General features: G+C 43.5%; 14 protein-coding genes. 11 read left to right on the forward strand and 3 right to left on the reverse strand.

The genetic code is table 11. The features are described from left to right. Nucleotides 1-61 precede the first annotated feature (61 nt). The 6 genes from ACTQ9T_RS03290 (at nucleotide 62) to gspK (ending at nucleotide 5,265) form a co-directional block, all read left to right on the forward strand. Nucleotides 62-850: a TatD family hydrolase gene (locus tag ACTQ9T_RS03290; protein WP_440464054.1), complete on the forward strand. Its 789-nt coding sequence runs from the start codon at nucleotides 62-64 to the stop codon at nucleotides 848-850. Between the two features lie 233 nt (nucleotides 851-1,083). Then, nucleotides 1,084-1,767 (forward strand): TetR/AcrR family transcriptional regulator, encoded by a 684-nt coding sequence (locus ACTQ9T_RS03295; RefSeq protein WP_194618893.1) that lies wholly within the window; start codon nucleotides 1,084-1,086, stop codon nucleotides 1,765-1,767. A gap of 193 nt (nucleotides 1,768-1,960) precedes the next feature. Next, nucleotides 1,961-2,773, forward strand: coding sequence for a prepilin-type N-terminal cleavage/methylation domain-containing protein (locus ACTQ9T_RS03300; protein ID WP_440464055.1), 813 nt, complete (start codon nucleotides 1,961-1,963; stop codon nucleotides 2,771-2,773). A 3-nt stretch (nucleotides 2,774-2,776) separates the two neighbouring features. Continuing rightward, the gene (gene gspI / locus ACTQ9T_RS03305) at nucleotides 2,777-3,280 is read left to right on the forward strand and encodes a type II secretion system minor pseudopilin GspI (RefSeq protein ID WP_440464056.1); all 504 of its coding nucleotides are present in this window, start codon (nucleotides 2,777-2,779) and stop codon (nucleotides 3,278-3,280) included. After that, nucleotides 3,277-4,125, forward strand: coding sequence for a type II secretion system minor pseudopilin GspJ (gspJ, locus tag ACTQ9T_RS03310; protein ID WP_440464057.1), 849 nt, complete (start codon nucleotides 3,277-3,279; stop codon nucleotides 4,123-4,125). The genes gspI and gspJ overlap by 4 nt, the downstream gene beginning before the upstream one ends. A gap of 42 nt (nucleotides 4,126-4,167) precedes the next feature. Continuing rightward, nucleotides 4,168-5,265, forward strand: a complete 1,098-nt coding sequence (gene gspK / locus ACTQ9T_RS03315; RefSeq protein WP_440464058.1) for a type II secretion system minor pseudopilin GspK — start codon at nucleotides 4,168-4,170, stop codon at nucleotides 5,263-5,265. 27 nt (nucleotides 5,266-5,292) lie between these two features. On the opposite strand, the gene ACTQ9T_RS03320 is transcribed toward gspK, so the two are convergent. From ACTQ9T_RS03320 to ychF, 3 genes are all read right to left on the reverse strand, one after another. Then, complete coding sequence (locus ACTQ9T_RS03320) at nucleotides 5,293-5,976, reverse strand: TetR family transcriptional regulator (protein WP_026037055.1); 684 nt, start codon at nucleotides 5,974-5,976, stop codon at nucleotides 5,293-5,295. A 191-nt stretch (nucleotides 5,977-6,167) separates the two neighbouring features. Beyond that, the gene (locus tag ACTQ9T_RS03325; protein ID WP_440464059.1) at nucleotides 6,168-7,589 is read right to left on the reverse strand and encodes a deoxyguanosinetriphosphate triphosphohydrolase; all 1,422 of its coding nucleotides are present in this window, start codon (nucleotides 7,587-7,589) and stop codon (nucleotides 6,168-6,170) included. Between the two features lie 180 nt (nucleotides 7,590-7,769). Beyond that, nucleotides 7,770-8,861: a redox-regulated ATPase YchF gene (gene ychF, locus ACTQ9T_RS03330; RefSeq protein WP_010196176.1), complete on the reverse strand. Its 1,092-nt coding sequence runs from the start codon at nucleotides 8,859-8,861 to the stop codon at nucleotides 7,770-7,772. A 445-nt stretch (nucleotides 8,862-9,306) separates the two neighbouring features. Between ychF and ACTQ9T_RS03335 the strand changes: the two genes are divergently transcribed. From ACTQ9T_RS03335 to ACTQ9T_RS03355, 5 genes are all read left to right on the forward strand, one after another. Next, on the forward strand, nucleotides 9,307-11,487 hold the full coding sequence (locus ACTQ9T_RS03335; RefSeq protein ID WP_440464060.1) for an ATP-dependent helicase: 2,181 nt from the start codon (nucleotides 9,307-9,309) through the stop codon (nucleotides 11,485-11,487). A 128-nt stretch (nucleotides 11,488-11,615) separates the two neighbouring features. Next, nucleotides 11,616-14,039, forward strand: a complete 2,424-nt coding sequence (locus tag ACTQ9T_RS03340) for a TerB N-terminal domain-containing protein (protein WP_415228521.1) — start codon at nucleotides 11,616-11,618, stop codon at nucleotides 14,037-14,039. 48 nt (nucleotides 14,040-14,087) lie between these two features. Further along, complete coding sequence (locus tag ACTQ9T_RS03345; RefSeq protein ID WP_415196578.1) at nucleotides 14,088-15,410, forward strand: ATP-binding protein; 1,323 nt, start codon at nucleotides 14,088-14,090, stop codon at nucleotides 15,408-15,410. 33 nt (nucleotides 15,411-15,443) lie between these two features. Then, nucleotides 15,444-17,756 (forward strand): DEAD/DEAH box helicase, encoded by a 2,313-nt coding sequence (locus tag ACTQ9T_RS03350; protein WP_440464061.1) that lies wholly within the window; start codon nucleotides 15,444-15,446, stop codon nucleotides 17,754-17,756. A 385-nt stretch (nucleotides 17,757-18,141) separates the two neighbouring features. Continuing rightward, entirely contained in the window at nucleotides 18,142-19,392 is a 1,251-nt protein-coding gene (locus ACTQ9T_RS03355; RefSeq protein ID WP_194618880.1) for an NAD(P)/FAD-dependent oxidoreductase, read from the forward strand. Nucleotides 19,393-19,417 lie beyond the last annotated feature (25 nt).

Raw genomic sequence — 19,417 nt, forward strand, 5'->3', positions numbered from 1 at the left:
TCACTTTGAAGACTTATTCCTAATATTTCTTATTTATTCATTTTTATTAACGAGAGTGTTTATGTTTACTGATAGCCATTGCCATCTTAATCGTCTAGATTTAACCAAGTATGATGGTCAATTGTCTGGTGCGATTGACGCAATGAAAGCCGCCAATGTCACTCGGGCAATGGCGATTATGTGTGATTTTGCTGAATATGATGAGATTGCCCATATCGTCAGCACCTATGGCGATGAGACGCTAAATCTTGGTATGAGCGTCGGTATCCATCCTTGTGAAGATATCAGTATTTTGCAATCAGCGACGGTCGAACGTTTAATCGAAAGGGCTGATGCCGACCATGTATGGGCGATTGGGGAAACGGGGCTGGATTATTATTGGTCAACTGAAAATAAAAAAGAGCAGCAAGCCAGCCTTGCCCGTCATATTCATGCCAGCCAAAGTTTAAAAAAGCCACTCGTCATACATATGCGCGATGCCAAAGAAGATACGATCGATATCTTAAAGGCGGAAGGCGCTGAGCACGGCATCATTCATTGCTTTACCGAAGACTGGGAGACAGCCAAGCGGGCGCTAGATTTAGGGTTTTATATCTCGTTTTCAGGTATTGTCAGTTTCAAAAGCGCACAAACCATCAAAGATGCCGCAAAAAACATGCCTAGAGACCGACTGCTTATCGAAACCGACAGTCCTTATCTAGCACCTGTGCCTAAACGTGGTAAACCCAACGAGCCAGCCTATGTACCCTACGTGGCAAGTTGTTTGGCAGATATGTATGGTTGTAGTAGTGATGAGGTTGGGGCATTGACCGCAAAAAACTTTGAAAATTTACTGGCACAGTACCATTAAAATCGTTATGCTATGACCACTCAGTCATTTATTAGATAGTCTTATTACTTTACGCTATTTGTACTTATTATCCCGAGCGTAAGCATATGATTATTAATGACTATTTAGCAAACATAAGCATATCTCCTTTGGTGGTTTTCGAGTAGACTTTGTATGACCTCATACGCTTGTCACCGACGTACTAATCCATTCGAGGGTCATATGTTTAATCTTGTCAGGTTTTAGGAGAGATTATGAGTCGTCAGCATCAGTTCAAGGCACGAGAAGAAAATATCTTAGCGATGGCAGAGCAATTGCTACTTGAGTCAGGCGATGGTGATATCACTTTAGACAGTTTGGCGGATCAGCTGGACTTAGCTAAAGGGACGCTATATAAGCATTTCTCCAGTAAAGATGAGCTCTATTTGCGTATTATTATCCGCTATGAAGAGCAGTTGTTTGAGATTAATCGAATTGATGATTGTCCTTCGGCAGGCGTTGCTCGTATGATTTTTCAGCAACTGTTTAATCCACAAAAAGCCATGCTACTCAATCAAATCGAAGAGCGTTTAGCAGCATCAGTGACAGGTCTCAATCGTTTATTTGGTGAGCTGTATGATATTCGCCGTCAGCGTATGAAGCGTCTGATTGATATCATCAGTGCTTATCTAAGGGATGAGCACAGTAACTTGAGTACGCGTGACTATTTGTCCTCTATTTGGGCAATGGGTCAAGGCGGTGCGGGATTATTAAACTCAAGCTTTTATCAGCGTTATTTGGGTCGCCGTGATACCCTGCGTTATGCTTTTGTCCAGCAAATGCTTGAGTTGCCTAGTCATTATCCTGCCGACGACGAAGAAGTCATGGATGAAGATATGCAAGAGCTGGTAGAGCAAATTGATACTGAGTCAGAAGAACATCGCAATACCAATTACTAGAGCCTGTAGGCGTTTACATAAATTTAAAAGCATCCGTGTTGTAATATTCTTATTGCAACACGCCAAAGTTTCCAAGGTTTGAGTGATGAGAACTTTCAAGAAATTACACTCTGTGTGAGCCTACTATATCTATCACTCTGCTATGTTTACTACTTTATATAACAGACCCTAATCATAGGCCAATAGGTGCAATATGCCGGTCACTGCTAAGACTCAGTCCAGTTCAGTGGTCGCTTGCCATTTAGGCTTAGCAAGTCAACACTTACTATATACTGAAAAGGCTAATAGTTCGGTCGCTCGTACCGGCTGCAATGTCGCTATAGTAAAAACTCCTCCCGTTTTATCCTCTAAAATATCAAAAAACACCCATGCGCAAGCTGGTTTTACCCTCGTTGAAATCGTGGTAGTGGTGGTGATTCTATCTATCTTTGCTGGCATGATGAGCTTGTCAGTTGGTAGTAGTGAGTCCCGAAAAAACCTTGCCTTTTATGAACACCTTACCGATTCATTGAGTTACGTTCGGCTGTTATCAGCTGAGCGTATGCAGCCAATGGGCTTAAGCTTACAAGCGAATAAACAAAGTCAAGTAAATCCGGTCATCGTCACCTTATCGAATCCTTATATTGCCTATCAAACCGCTGATATCGCCTCAGACGGTACGGACAGTCGTCCCAAAAATGCTATGGAATTGTCTACAGATTTATCGGGTACGAAAGGCGAAATACCAACGCCAAGTTGGGAGATTGAACCAGAAGTCACGTTGCCTGAAATGCCTGATGGGGTTAGTTTGAGTGTGCAAAGCTTAGATGCTGGCAACGCTGTAAATGCAGGACAAAATCAGACGCTACAGCCTTGGTTTACCGATCAGACGGTACCTCAAATACTATGGTTTGGCACGGGGCAAGCAACGCCTGTAACGATCGAAGTACGTCATAATTCGCGTTTGGTGGGTGAGGTAATTACCATCATGCCGGACGGTAGTATGTCGTTAGGACAAGGACTGTAGCTGATGGTTAAGTTATCAAAATTGCCTATTAATTCGGCTACTAGGCCTAGCGATAGGCCTAGCGAAGATACCTTTTTAAAGTCGACACGCGAAAGCGGTTTTACCTTGATTGAAGTGATGGTCGCATTAGCGATTTTAGCTGTCGTCGCTGTCGCTGCTAGCCGTGCCAGCAGTGCGTATCTCAGCTCGGTTGATGTGTTGCGTACCCGTACGCTGGCTCATTTCGTTGCCCAAAATGCGGCGGCTGATCTACAGATTCAAGAGACATGGCTGACCGCTAATAGCAGCCAAACGCTTAATGCACAAGGTCGGGATTGGCAAGTAGTGATGACAGTCGGCGATACCATTACCCCAGCGTTGAAACAAGTTACTATCGCTGTCGCGCCGATTATCGATGGACAGACAGGCAATACAGTGACGGATATTAAGGTACTGTTAAGTAATACAGAACAGGATGTGGGTAGTTTGGATTTAGCGAACCCAAATTCAAGTGGAGGTAACCCGTGAGACAGCAGCGCGGCTTTACCTTACTTGAGCTGATGGTCGCTATGGCAATATTTGCGATGTTGGCAGTGGCTGGTTGGCAAGTGTTTGATAGTGTGAACCGCGCCCGTGAGCGCGCACAATTTCATGCTGATAATCTGGCTGTCTTGCAATATGCCTATTTGCAGCTACAGCAAGATATGGGGCAAATTATCCCTTATCAGTCACCCACGACGAAAGATGCTCGTACTCAAGATACCCGTACTCAAGATATTAGTGTCGCAAATAGTAGCAACGAAAGCAGCCAGCACAATGCGATAGAGCCTGAGCCTTTTATGAGCCTAGATGGCGAGCGTGTCAGCTTCGTACGCTTTGCAGATCCTGACCCACGCTACCAAAGCAGTACCAGTATGCAGCACGTCGAATATATTTTTGCCGATGAGCGCTTGATTCGCCGTCAATATACCAGCCTCGCAACGGGGCCTGATAGCGTTAGTTTGGATAGCGTATTGCTGGAAGGGGTGACCGCAGCACGCTGGCAGGCCTATTTACCAGAGATAGCGACAAAGTTCCCTGACGAAAACAGTGGCAATAACAACAATACGAATAGAGCGTCTGGGCAAGCGGCTAATACAGCGAGTAGCCAAGCTGAGGCTAAGTTATTACCAAAAGGTGTTGCTGTCAGCTTCACTTATCAAGATATGCCTATCACTTGGCAATGGGCACTTGCGCCGCAGCCATTCCCTCGTAGTAGTATGCAAAATACACCTAATAGTAAAAGTGATAACAGCAACGATAATGGCAGCAATAACGATAATACTAATGGTAGCAATACTGCTAACGCTGGTGTGGGCAATGCTAATTTATAAGGTATTGAAAATGTGCCCTTGTACCAATCAGAGAGGTCGCTTATGTCAATGACAGCGCATTCTCAGCGCGGGGTAGCGCTGCTGACTATATTGCTACTGGTGGTTAGTATTACGGTGGTCGCAGGGGCGATGCTTGCCAGTCAAAAAATTGCTATCAGGCGTAGTGGCTTATTATTTGATCAGAATCAGTTATTACAAGACATTAACGCCGGTCAGCAGTTGGCAGTCACCTTGATTCGTGCGGATAATAAGCTCAATGATACGGATAGCGAGCAAGATATTTGGGCGCAGCCAATACCGCCTTATGCCTTAGATAATCATAGCATCAGCATCGAACTGCGCGACGAGGCCAGTCGTTTTAATATTAATAACTTATATCAGAATGGTGCGGTTAATATGGCAGCCTTGGCTGTCTTTCAAAGACTCTTAACACAATTGAACCTAGAGCCCGATATTGCCATTGCGGTACTGGATTATCAAGATGCAGATGGTGAGGTCTATCAAGATGGCGGTGATGAGAGCGTGGTATATTCGCAGCAGCGCAATGGGGCAGCAGATAAGACATTACCGAACCAGCCATTTCTTAGCATCGATCAGCTACAAGACGTTCGAGGAGTAGGCGCTGAAGTGCTGGCGGCGCTACGCCCTTACATTACTGCCGTCCCTTATTATGTGGCTATCAATGTCAATACCGCCAGCCCTGAATTGCTGGCGTCTTTGGTGGACGGTGTGACTAGCGAGCAGATGCGTGGGTTGACCGAGATGAGGCGCAAGCAGGTCTTGCCATCTATTGATGAATTGTGGAAATTGCCACAATTGGGAGGCATTAATGCAGAGCAGCGAGCAGCATTAACGCCATTATTAGCCGTTGACAGTCAGGCTTTTACGGCGCTTATCACGGCGACAGATAGTGCCAATACAGGTCAAACAAGGCAACGTTTTGCTACTGTCTTGATTAGCAAAGCTGCCACTGGTGATGGTGAGACCGACAATAGTAGTGCTGCTAATAACAACGATGCTAATAGCAATGATAAAAATGGCAATGATGCCAACAGTACGGGTAATAACGATAAGAGCAAAACAGCGAAGTCAATTAAGGTTGTTACACAGCGTCTATGGGCATTTCGGCCGAGTTTTTAATCAGCACTCAAAGGTTTTGGAGATTGCTTAGTCGTCGCTCAGGCGAGTCTCTTCAGTAGACTTCCAGTTGTATGCGCCATAAAACAACATTTGTGCTTGACGAGTACAGTTATGCAGCATCAGCTGTTTCTTTTTTTCAATTTCAGACAAATCAGCTTCGTCATCATGATCTTCAGTATACGTCAGCTCTAACCAGTCGATAATCCAAGAAAAAAACATATTAACCCCTGCTTCAGCCAGTAAGCGTAAATCATAGGCATCAATATGAGTAAAGGCGGGCTGTAAGGCCAAATCTTCTGCTAAGCTTTGTCCATGCTTTTTGATCAATTCATTAATAGCCTTGCGCACGGCCTCTGAACCACCATAGCGTTCGCTGACCAAAAACTGCCAATAACAAGGCTGCTCGCTGACCATATATAAAAACAGCTGAATACTCTTGGCGATTTGGCGATCAAAGCTGCGCCTACGGCCAATTTGTAAACTGTCGCTTAATATAGCGAGTGTCCCGCCCAATTCTTCAACCACCAGCGCCCGCCCAAGCGATTCCATATCATCGAAATGTCGATAAAATGCCGTTGGCACGACACCAACCTCACGTGTCACCTGCCTGAGACTGATGGAGCTAAAAGACTGCCCTGTCATACAGAGATCGAGCACGGCATTAAAAAAGGCGTGCCGGGTTTGAAGTTTCTTTTGTTCGCGACTGCTCATAATATTTCAAAATTATCCGATAGAGGTTTATCATACTCACTTCAGCGCAGAAATACGACTGAAATACGCAACTTGTGTTAATTTATAGTCAAAGCCATTTATAGTGAGTAGCGGGCAATTAAGCGCAAATATTACACTGAGTACATTGGGTGAGATGAACGCTGTGACCGTTTCTAAAATGAGGACGCGTCCTAGACCATCGTACCCCAATGACCTTGTAGCTCCTGCGCCAATCTATATGCCTCATGATCATTCATCCCAGTAATAAAGTCCAATATATTTAAAATATTGTGATAGATATTATCGGATAGTACCCGTCGATGCTCATCGAGGTGCGGTTGGAGGAGTTTTTGCAGTCGCTGCTGCTCAAATGACATCGGGGCAGTTTTTGAGTTTGTCCAAGCCAATGGTATAAAGGCATCTAAGAGGCGATGCAAGCATTGGTTCGCCATCAATTCCATCCGCACTTTGCTTGGGTGATTGAATATTTGCTCACGCGCCAATTGTTTGGCTTGATTAATACCATTTTGCACATTTGCATCACAATGTGCAAATAGACTGCCTTGCAGTGTACCAGCCAGCAAGGCCTCGCTATTAGCGACAAAAGCGTCGGTGACAGTGTTGACCAAGCGCATCATAGCACGTGCTCGCAGTGATGCTAGGCTTTGCCTGACAGACATATGCGCTGGCAAGCTCACGCTACTAGGACGCTCACCAATCAACTCATAAAATATCGTGGCGACATCGCTATAGGTTAGCATATTCAGATTGATACCATCCTCCAAATCTATCAGCGCGTAGCAGATATCATCTGCAGCCTCCAATAGATAGGCGAGGGGATGGCGCGCAAAACCATCATGTTGCTGCGAGCGTGGTAGGCTCAGACACGCTGCCAATTCTTCTAACTGAGAGGCTTCACTATAAAAGCAGCCAAATTTTTGTACGTTGGTGAGCGAGCTACTTGGAGAAGTGCTTTCAGAAACATGATTGCTATGCGTCGCTAGCCAAGGGTATTTCATAAAGGCACCCAACGTCGCGCAAGTGAGGCGCATACCGCCCTTATCAGGATGATGCTCATTACGGGCGAGTAGCCGAAACCCTTGCGCATTGCCTTCGTATGCCAGTAAGTCCAATTGCTCATTATTACTCAGATTTTGCAAAATAGCCTGACGATCAGGATGCATAAACCAATCGCGAATGGCGTATTCTCCTGCATGACCAAAAGGCGGATTACCAATATCATGAGCGAGGCAGGCTGCTTGAACAATGACCCCGACATCGGCTGGCGAGACGCCTGCTGGTAGACCACTGGCTAATTTGTCATGCAGTTTTTCTGCCGCCATTATCCCTAATGAGCGTCCAATACAAGAGACCTCAAGCGAATGCGTCAAGCGCGTATGAATGCCCAATTGGTTGGTCAACGGATGGACTTGGGTTTTTTGATTGAGCTGCCGAAAAGAGTGCGAAAACACCAGTCGGTCATAATCTTTATGAAAGGATGAGCGCGCGCTGTCTTGCGCTGGAGCTTTTTTGTGGCTGCCCAAGCGCTGCGCACTAAATAGTTGTGCCCAATGTGCACTGCTGTTAAGCGATTGATAAATATGAGCCGTCATAGTTTATAATCCGTTATTTTTATCATTATTTTAATAATTGTTTTCAGCGGATTTGCTGTTTTTGAAGATAACAGACGTTATTATAATAAAAAAAGCCAGCACAAAGGCTGACTTTTGGTTGTTCTCTACTAAGACTGTGTAAACACGCAATTCGCTTTATTAAACCTTGAACGTTAAACGTTAAACGTTAAAGCGGAAATGCATCACGTCGCCATCTTGCACGATGTATGTTTTGCCTTCAAGACGCGATTTACCAGCCGCTGCTGCGCCTTTCTCGCCGTTGTGCTCGATGAAGTCATCATAAGCAATGACTTCGGCACGAATGAAACCGCGCTCAAAATCGGTATGAATTACACCAGCAGCTTGCGGAGCGGTTGCGCCAATAGCGACAGTCCAAGCACGTACTTCTTTGACACCAGCGGTGAAGTAAGTTTGCATATCCAGTAAGTCATAACCACCGCGAATGACTTGATCAAGACCGGCTTCTTCCATATCCATTTCAGCTAGGAAGTCTTTTTTATCGTCTTCATCAAGCTGAGCGATTTCAGATTCGATTTGGTTGCATAGCGCGATGACGATAGAGTCTTCACCAGTGGCATAGTTGCGAACGGCATCTAAGTATGGGTTGTTCTCAAAACCATCCTCAGACACGTTAGCGATATACATGGTTGGCTTTAGGGTAATCAAACCATAGCTTCTGATGAGTTTTTTCTCATCGCTATCAAGGTTTGCCGCGCGAGCGGCTTGACCGTCTGCTAACAATGGTTCGATTTTTTTGAACACATCAAGCATGGCGCTAGCGTCTTTATCGCCGCCTTTGGCTTTTTTAGTTAAGTTAAAAACAGCGCGTTCAACAGCCTCTAAATCTGCCAATGCCAATTCAGTATTGATGGTTTCGATGTCATCAATTGGGCTGACGCGACCATCGACGTGAACGACGTTGTCATCATCAAAACAGCGCACGACATGAGCAATTGCATCAGTCTCACGGATGTTGGCTAGGAACTGGTTACCCATGCCTTCGCCTTTTGACGCGCCTGCGACTAGACCTGCGATATCCACAAACTCCATGGTCGTCGGTAGGACGCGTTCAGGATTGACGATGTCAGCCAGTTTCTTTAGGCGTAGGTCTGGTACTGGTACAATACCCGTGTTGGGATCTTTGGTACAAAACGGAAAGTTTTCAGCGGCGATACCCGCTTTGGTCAAGGCGTTAAACAAGGTAGATTTACCCACGTTTGGTAGGCCGACGATGCCGCAATTAAAACCCATAACATGCTCTCAATATATGAATAAAATCAGTTGGTACTTAGTCAATATAAGACTTGCTACTTAGTCCCCATAGAACTCAGTAATTAGTCATTATAAAACTTAGTTAAATGGTAAATCAAAATTGGGCATATTGTAGCAAATTTACCGGAATAGGGGTGAGGTTGTTGTGCGGTATACTAAGATTTTGTCCGAGTCTGTCCTAGTCATCGCTGGCAATTTTGCTGTTTTATCAATTATGGTAAGCTGTACTATAAAATAATAATTTGGCTGACAAGCGCATTAAAGGTGAGTACCTATAACTCGCTAAACTTTACTAACAATCTTAATCATTAACAGCAAAAATCATTAACATCAAAATTTCTTAGCTACATCTTTGAACTGCTACGTATTAGATGCTCTATACAGATAAAGGCGGCTAAAATAAAATGAAAGGCAAATTCCTATAATGACACCCACTATTTTTGACACGCACCGCTACCACTATCCGCAGAACTTTATGGAGATTAAGCCTAAGCTTGCGCGTCTTGAAAAAGCGATCAAAAAGCTAGAGGAAAATCTAATCGACGCCGACGATGCTGCAAATGTTGAGCTGCTGAAGCAAAGGTTGAATAGTGATTTAGGCTTAAAAGTAGATTACGCCAGTGAGCTCAATCCGGATCAATTGTTAGCAGCCACTACTATCGATGGCAAGGTATTGGTCATCGCTGGTGCTGGCTCTGGTAAGACCAAAACCTTAACGTATCGTACCAGTTATCTATTAGAGAATGGTGTGCCTCCTAAGCAAATATTGCTACTGACCTTTACTCGAAAAGCCGCCAATGAGATTAAGAGTCGCGCGAAAACCTTGCTCACTAACACCCTATCTGACGAGCAGTTATCCGAGGATGTTTTGCCGACCAGCAAAGCGCTAAACGATATCACCAGTGGCACCTTTCACTCGTTTTGCAATAGGCTGCTGCGTCAATATTCAGGGCTACTGGGTATCAATCCGCGCTTCACGATTCTAGATACGGGGGATGCTGAGGACGCGATTGACTTGATTTATAAAGAAAAAAAGTACCCAGCGCAAACTAAGAAACAAGCATTTCCACGCAAGAAAACCTTACAGAATATCTTTTCAACCTCTAGAAATCGGCGCATTCCTATTCGTAATTTGATCGAAGATAATTATCCTGATATTGCTATTCATATTCCTATCATTGAGCAATTGGCTGTCGACTTTCATGAGTATAAACGCGCCAATCATTTGTATGATTTTGACGATATTATCAGCCAAGTGGTACGTCATCTAAAGTCTAACGACAAATTCCGTCAGCTGCTACAAGAAAACTACCGCTATATCATGGTTGATGAATATCAAGATACCAATATTCCGCAAAAGCAGCTGATTGATCTTATCTGTGCGCCTGCATCAGTATCTCTGATGGTCGTTGGCGATGACAATCAAAGTATTTATGCGTTTCGCGGTGCTAATTACGAGAATATCTTGCTCTTCGGTGAGACATATCCTGAGGCGAGTCTCATTAAGCTTGAGCAAAACTATCGTAGTACGCCTGCTGTCTTAAATTATATCAATGCTTTGTCCGCGCAAATCACGCTAGGGTATCAAAAGCAGCTGTATTCAAACGCGAGCATAACGGGCAACAAACCAACCTTTAGCCGTTTAAGCGATGAAACAAAAGAGGCCAAATATATAGCCGATAAGATTATCGAGCACAAGACAGACTACGATTACAACGATTTTGCAGTACTGTGCCGCACGTCTTTTCAGTCTAATTATGTACAGTTAGAATTTATGGAGCGCCATATTCCATTTATCGTGGTAGGGGGTATTAAGTTCGTTGAGCGCCGCCATATCAAGGATGTCTTAGCTTTTATAAAAATTCTTTATAATCCTAATGACACCATTGCTTGGCATCGAATTTTGACCTTGTTCCAAGGCGTTGGGGCAGTCACCGCGACGCGTTTGACTCAAGCGATTAATGCGGATAATAATTCGTTTGAACCATTGCTACTACCGAAATTTAGCAAAAAAAGTCCGCAGTTAGAATCGCTTCATACGACCTTGACCAAAGCGCAACAAGCGGAGTCGGTTGAGGCTATCATTGAGCTGATTTTAGGTTTTTATATTCCTATCCTAAAGACGATTGAAGAGAATTGGCGTGAGCGCAGCGAGGACTTTCGGGTGCTCAAAAATTTGGCAACAGAGCACAGTAGCCTTGATGATTTCTTAGAAAATTTGGCACTCGATCCGCCCAATGATTCGGTAGCGACAACCAGTCAACCTGATGAAAATGCCAACGATAAAGTCACTATCTCGACTATCCACAGTGCCAAAGGACTGGAGTGGCCAGTGGTGTTTGTCAATTCATTGGTCGACGGTATCACGCCGCACCATCGCTCTTTGGATGACTTTGAGGAGTTAGAAGAGGAACGAAAATTATTTTATGTTGCTTGTAGTCGAGCCAAGACCAGACTGTATCTAACGGCACCTGATTACTTCGCCAGTTATTCAGGGTATTTTGACAAGCCTTCAAGATTTATCGCGGAGCTGTCAGCAGATGAGGTGACAGTAGAGACCGTTAAAAAACTTAGTAGGGAAAGTGACGATCCAGTGTGGTGGTAGGTTAATTATTTTGATAAATAAATATAAAAATACAGGCATAAATAATGCACGTTTGTTGTTAGAATAGATATGGTTTACACGCTCTTTTACAACGACATTGGCACTACTCAGTATGGATTTTATCATCAATGAAAAATTTTATTGCAGATGTGAAGGCACTCTTTAGACAAAAATATGATGCCGACGCTCAAGGCAATAAAACAGCGAAGCCCGTCTTTATAGATTTGCCACCTGATATCAAGCCTGATTATCCTCACAAACCACGTAGAAACAGTCACTCTACTCAAGATGATGAATCAGATCAGTTTGCGTCATTTATTATCTCATCTGCTAAATCCAAAGCTTCGAATACTTCATCCAATAAACAGTTGGGACGTTGGGTTAAAGAAAACGAATCTTTGAATATTAACGGTCGCTCTATTGAGCGCGGTTTTTATTATCTTGGTGGTCAGCTCAAAATGCTAACGGGGTTCGGTACTGAACCTTCGCTAGTCGATGACAGTTTACCTGCCAGCTCGCCAAAGATTATTCATAGTCTCTCGCAAATTTATGTTGATGAATCGCTTGGCTATTGGCCAAGTTTTGAGCGCCTGTCCACTAAGTGCCGAGGAACTTATCTTGATTGGTTAGCCTCAAATCGCGCGCACACGAGTACGCCTATTGGCTATATTTTCATTTATTTTAGCGGTTTTGAGCGTCGTATTATTGAGCACATTAATGATGATGTCGTCTCTGACACTGAGTTTATGGCTATCTATGAAGAAGTGACCCGACTCAATCGTGTCTATGGCAGTCAGTCTGCTTCATTCGACAGTTATTCAGCACATTTCTTAGCATTTATGACCCTTATCCGCTCCTTGTTATTTGAAGATAAAGCGCAAACAGGGCATTTATCGCCACCGCCTTTCACTAGCCAAAACCTAAAATTTAAGATGCATTTAGCAAAGACTGTAGCGTTGCAATTGCCTATTCCTGCGTCATTAGCATGGGAGTGGTTGGTATATTCTAATGAATACAATTTTAAAACTCCCGCCAAGCGCTGTGAAACAGCGTTTAAATCGTTATTCGAAATCCTTTACCAAGATATTTACCAAAATGGTTTCGTAGTTTCTGCCAATAAAACTAGGCTCAAGCTCAGCTATAACGCTGCCAGTCGTTCTATCGTTAGCGTAGAGCTTACGCTTGATGACTTGCCAGACCCAAGTGTCCTGCGAGCGCCTGTCAAAAAACTTATAACTATCGCTGAACAATGCAATGATGCTTTAGATGCTTACAGTCGTTATTTGGGCAAGGAGGATAGCTCGGCTGACGATATTGCCGCTATCATGCTATTACCTAAGACGCTTATTTATCAGCAAGATTATCTAAGTGACAACCCTACTATCAGAAAATTTAAAACATGGGCACAGTCCATTATAGAAAACGATGAAGGGCTGACAACGACTAAAGAGTTATGGGTATATTTGGATGAAACTTTGCCGCAAACATCTAGCAAAGCGCTGAGTAAAAAGCAAAATGAGCTGATTATTAATTTGGTAGAGCTTGCTGGTTTTGGTATTGCTCCAGACCAACGTTATCATCAGACGCGCCTGCAATCGGACGGTTATGCCGTGCTATTTGCTTGCGGTCATGGTGCGCATTGTGAAGGTTTCGAACCGAGCTCGTCGTTCTATCAAATCAGCCTAGCTATGAGATTAGGGGCAATGGTAGCGACTATTAATGGTTATGTTGATAAAAGGGAAGTGGATACACTATTGACGCTGCTCAATCAAGACAGTCAACTGACCACTATTGAAAAAGGCTCTCTGACCGCATATTTGCTATGGCAGTTAAATACCCCAGCAAATATGGCAGGTCTAAAAGCGACATTGGCTGATCTTGACGAGCAATATATTGGCTTTATTAGCCGTTTTATCATTACCGTTGCTTTAGCGAATGGCAATATTGAACCCAGTCAAATTAAACAAATAGAAAAGTTATATCAAGCTTTAGGTCTGGATAAAACGTTAGTGACTAGTGATATTCATCAGCTGACGACGAATAAAAAAGTAAACATGGGCATAAATAATGCACCCGAAACCAAAGACAATAGCGGCAAAAATAGCCGCTCATTTAGTTTTGATGCCGAACTATTGGCGCTACATGAACGTGAGACCGCAGTGGCTAAAGCGATGCTAAGTAAGATCTTTGCTGTAGAAGATGAAGAAAGCGAAGATGATATAAAAGAGAGTGTACTATTAAAGATAAGCAGTAAGACGGTGACTGAGCATCAGAGTAACGCGCCTGTTGACAATCATAGTTGTAATGAGGCGATAATAAACGGACTAGATAGTAGTCACAGTCAACTGTATCAAGAGCTTATTAGTGCCGAGGTATGGCAACGTGAAGCCGTCAACAAATTATGCGAATCGTTAAATCTAATGATAAATGGCGCTATTGAAACTATTAACGACTGGGCATACGATAAAGTTGATGCACCCGTATTAGAAGATGATGATGAAGTGGTCGTTGATTTTGAGATTGTAGACGAGTTAAAAGCGTTGAATTCATAGCACATAAAAGCTAGCACACTAAAAATAGTAGATTAAAAAGGAATAAAGATGAGTGGTAAAAAAATTAGAGCCAAAGAACGCGACGCGATTATCCAGTCGCTCAAGGCTGGTGTTACCCCCAAAGTTGGTATTCAGCATATCCAAGTGGGACGTATTAATGAGCTCAAAGCTTTGATAGATGATATTGAACGTGTGGCTGATGGCGGTTCTGCATTTCGGCTGATTATTGGGGAATATGGGTCGGGGAAGACTTTCTTTTTGAGCGTGGTTCGCGCCATCGCACTTGAGCATAAATTGGTCACGGTGAATGCGGATTTATCGCCTGACAGACGTATTCAAGCATCGTCAGGCCAAGCGAGGAATTTATATTCTGAGCTGATGCGTAACTTATCAACGCGCAATAAGCCTGATGGGAATGGGCTTGCCAGTGTAGTTGAGCGTTTTATTACTGAAGCACGCAAACAAGCGGACAGTAGCGGAGAAGCTATCAGTGACGTTATACAGCAAAATTTAGCTGAATTGACTGAGTTGGTAGGCGGTTATGATTTTGCAAAAGTCATTGAAGCTTATTGGCAAGGACACGAAGAAGGTAATGACGAGTTAAAAGTCAACGCTATTCGTTGGCTACGTGCAGAATACTCTACTAAGACTGATGCCAAAAGAGACTTAGGCGTGCGCACGATTATCTCTGATGCTTCCTTTTATGATTCCCTAAAAATCATGAGTTTATTCGTTCGCCAAGCTGGTTATCAAGGATTACTCGTTAATTTGGACGAGATGGTCAATCTATATAAGCTCAATAGTACGCAAGCGCGTCAAGGTAACTATGAGCAAATCTTGCGTATCTTAAATGATTGTTTGCAAGGTACAGCTGAGCATTTAGGGTTCTTGTTAGGGGGTACGCCTGAGTTTTTACTCGATCCGCGCAAGGGTTTATATAGCTATGATGCTTTGCAAACTCGTTTAGCGGACAACAGCTTTGCCAAGCAGGCAGGGGTTATCGATTACTCATCTCCCGCATTACATTTAGCTAGTCTAACGCCAGAGGAGCTGTATATTTTGCTAAAAAACCTACGTCATGTTTATGCAGGCGGTGATGAGTCTGCATATCTAGTACCTGATGAATCACTACAAGCTTTCTTGCAACACTGTAGCCAAACGATTGGTGATGCTTATTTTAGAACACCACGTAATACCATCAAGGCATTTTTAGATATGCTAGCTGTCATCGACCAAAATCCTACGATCTCATGGGATCATCTCATTCATTCGGTAGCTATCGACCCTGAGACGCCATCCGATATGGACATCGATATGAGCGACCTTAGTGACATGGATGAAGATGATGGACTTGCAGACTTTAGCTTATAAGTTTGATATATAACTTTAGGACGGAAAATTACTTTGAGAGATGCCCATACCGAGCTTGATAAACGTGTGCAACGCTGGATTTTTAACCAAGGCTGGCACGGATTACGCGAAGTACAAGCCAAAGCTATCGCACCTATTTTATCAGGACAAACGGATGTGCTTATCAGTGCGGCAACTGCTGCGGGTAAAACCGAAGCTTTCTTTTTGCCTGCTTGTAGCGCTATCGCCCATCAAGACAAGGGCGTTGGTATTCTTTATATCAGCCCGCTAAAAGCATTAATTAATGACCAGTATCGACGCTTGCAAAGTCTAGCGGAGCTACTCGATATGCAAGTGACTCCTTGGCATGGTGATAGTTTACAGAGTAAAAAGAAGCAACAGAAAAAGTCGCCATCAGGGATTATTCTAATCACTCCTGAGTCGCTTGAATCTTTACTAGTACGAGATGCAGGCTGGGTAAAACAAGCTTTTGGCGAGCTCAAATATATTGTCATTGATGAATTTCATGCCTTCTTGGGTAGCGAGCGTGGGCAGCATCTATTGTCACTCTTGACCCGTCTTGAGCATGTGGCTGGACGGCTAGATGCGCCTATTCCGCGAGTGGCGCTTAGCGCCACTTTGGGCAATTTAGAAACCGTCCCTTTATCGCTACGTCCCAATAACGCTTTACCTTGCGTCATTATTGAGGACGTTGAATCGACCGCAAGTGTCAAAGTACAGCTAAAAGGGTATATACAGCCTAATCAGATGATGTCGACACGCCAAAGCGATGACATTGAGGCCGATTCTGATAGTCATGATGCTGAACAAAAAGGTTTTGCAGGTATTAATATTGAGAGTGTTGATACTGAAGATACTAGCCTAGATGTTCCCTATGATGCCCTAACGCAAATATGCGCGGATTTATATCGCTTCTGTCGTGGTGGTAATCATCTCATCTTTGCCAATAGCCGTGCACGTACCGAACTCATAGCCACGATGCTAAGTGAGAAGTGTGAGCACAATGTTGTCCCTAATGAGTTTTTTCCTCATCACGGCTCATTAGCTAAAGAATGGAGAGAAGATTTAGAGCAACGTTTGCAAAAGGACGATTTACCAACTACCGCCGTCTGTACTATGACTTTGGAGCTAGGTATTGATATTGGTAAAGTCGATTCTGTCGTACAAGTGACCGCACCGCATTCGGTTTCAAGCTTGCGACAACGACTTGGGCGCTCGGGTAGGCGTGGAGGTTCGTCGGTACTGCGCATGCTTATTACCGAACAACAAATCGATGTAGATACCAGCTTGGTGGATAGGCTACGCTTAGAGCTGGTGCAGTCAATGGCCATGATACGATTGCTTATCGCTAGTAGATGGTTTGAGCCTGCTGATACTTCCCTCTATCATTTCTCAACGCTATTGCATCAAGTGCTAGCAACCATCGGTCAATGGGGCGGTATTCGCGCTGACCAGATTTATACCTTGCTATGTCGACAAGGGCCTTTTCAAAAGATAACACCAGCTCATTTTAAATTATTATTATCACAAATGGGCGCGATGCAACTTATTACCCAGCTTGGCAATCAACAATTGGTGTTAGGAATAGTAGGCGAGCGTATCGTTGATCACTATACCTTTTATGCAGTGTTTAAAACGCCAGAGGAATATCGTCTCGTGGCAGGTAGTAAAACACTGGGCACGCTACCTGTTACAACTATGCTAATACCTAAACAGTATATTATTTTTGGGGGTAGACGCTGGCAAGTAGCAGACATAGATATGGATAAAAAAGTCGTCTATGTCATTGCTGCTAAAGGTGGCGGTGTGCCTCCAGCTTTTGACAGCGGCGGTTTGTCGATACATGACCGAGTGCGCCAAGAGATGTATGACATATTAAGTCATGGCGATTATCGTATTTCAGTTGGCGATAAAAAAGTAGATTTCGCTGACAAAACAGCACGTGAGCTGTTCACAGAGAGTCTTGATGCTTTTGATAGGTGTCAACTGCGTCATCGACCGCTTATAGACCAAGACGGCAATACTTATATCTTTATGTGGCGCGGTGATAAAGTCGTCAATACCTTGGTAGCCTTGCTGATACAGCATGATTTCTCCACTGAGGTGTATGCAGGCGTGATATGTGTTAATAAAGTCGATTCGATTCAAGTTATAAGATTCTTAAAAGCTTTAACTCATAAGCCTTTGCCAACTGCGACCGAGCTTGCTGAAAATATACCGAATAAGATGATTGAGAAATTCGATGAATACTTACCTGAATATTTACTAACGCTTGGTTATGGCGCGCAAGCACTTGATATTAATGGTCTCAATGACTGGTTGCAGCGACTCTCTAAACATGAATAATAGAATGTAGTTGTTCTTTAATTATTTAAATTATGTGATTGTCAGATAAATAGCCAATCCAAGCTAACAAAGATGCAATTTCCACTGACTAAACTTTCTATGTAACTTTCTACGTAACTTTCTAAGCAACTTGCTACTCATGACTTTAAAGATGCCTCAATTCATTAGATATGTTTTCGCGTAACCCGTCAATGACCACTTAATTGCCACATTATTCCATTTAAAAATACTTATCTAGCGAACATATAACTAAAAGTATTAGATAACAAAAAAGTCCGTCAGATAAGGGTTTAAAATTTGTCCTAATGCGTTACTATTACCACCTAATTCTGTTAGACCCTTATATTTGATACTCTGTATTAACACCCTAAAAAAAGGATAGGTTATGCGCTATGAAGTGATCGTTATCGGTGCAGGCATGGTTGGCACCTCAGTTGCGTGGCATCTACAAAAAAATAGTTCACAAGTATTGATGCTAGACAAGAAACTGCCAGGTTCAGAGACCTCGTATGGTAATGCTGGATTGATTCAGCGTGAAGCCATTCATACCCATCCTTTTCCTCGTCAATTGACTGAAATGATTAGAGTATTACCGAACCAAGGTACTGACATTCGCTATCGTATCCCAGCGATTCTGCGTTACCATCAAGCGTTATTGCAGTATTGGAAATACTCTGTGCCTGCGACTGTCAAACAAATCGAATCAGAGTGGCAGACGCTGATCGCGCATTGTACCAGTGAGCATCAGACAATGATTTCAGCATCTGGTGCTGACGAGCTAATCACGCGTGATGGCTGGCTACAATTGCATCGTTCTGAAGAGACGTTTAAAGAAGCACAAGCGTCAGCCATTGATGCTCGCAACCAAGGTGTTGAACATAACGTCCTAAACCTTGAAGAACTAAAAGCAATGGAACCTAGCGCCAATTTTGAAGGTTTCGTTGGTGCGATTCATTGGAAAAACTCTTGGCAAGTATCGAACCCAAGCTCGCTAGTCAAAGCGTATGCGAAAAATTTCCAAGAGATGGGCGGTACGATCAAAGAAAGCGATGTCAAAGAAATCGTACAAGATGGCGAAGGTTGGAAAGTTATCACTGATAACGATACGTATTATAGTGATAAATTGGTCATCGCCGCGGGCCCTTGGTCAAACGACTTGATTAAACCACTTGGTTATAATTTACCATTGTTCCCAATGCGTGGCTATCATCAGCATTTCAAAGTGACGGAAAAAAACACTATCAATCACAGCATGTTTGATATGGACAAAGGCTTTGTGATGGGTCCGATGCAGCAAGGTATCCGTATCACAACTGGTGCTGAGATGACCACCATGGATGCGCCAAAGAACTTTGGTCAATTAAAAACGGTTCTGAAGCTGGCTCGCAAAATCTTACCATTAGAAGATGCGGTAGAATCTGAAGCATGGGCAGGATCACGTCCTTGTATGCCTGATATGAAGCCAGTTATTGGTCCTGCAGACAAGCATGACAAATTATGGTTCGCATTTGGTCACAGTCATCAGGGTTTCACTTTAGGGCCTATGACAGGGCGTCTCGTTGAAGAGATGATTCATGACAAGCCGTTATTGGTAGATGTTGCGCCATTTAGCGCCCAGCGTTTTTCGAAAAAATAGTGCATTTGATAGATTTAGCACAGAC

It is taken from the genome of Psychrobacter sp. ASPA161_6, assembly GCF_051970285.1.
Lineage (GTDB): Bacteria > Pseudomonadota > Gammaproteobacteria > Pseudomonadales > Moraxellaceae > Psychrobacter > Psychrobacter glaciei.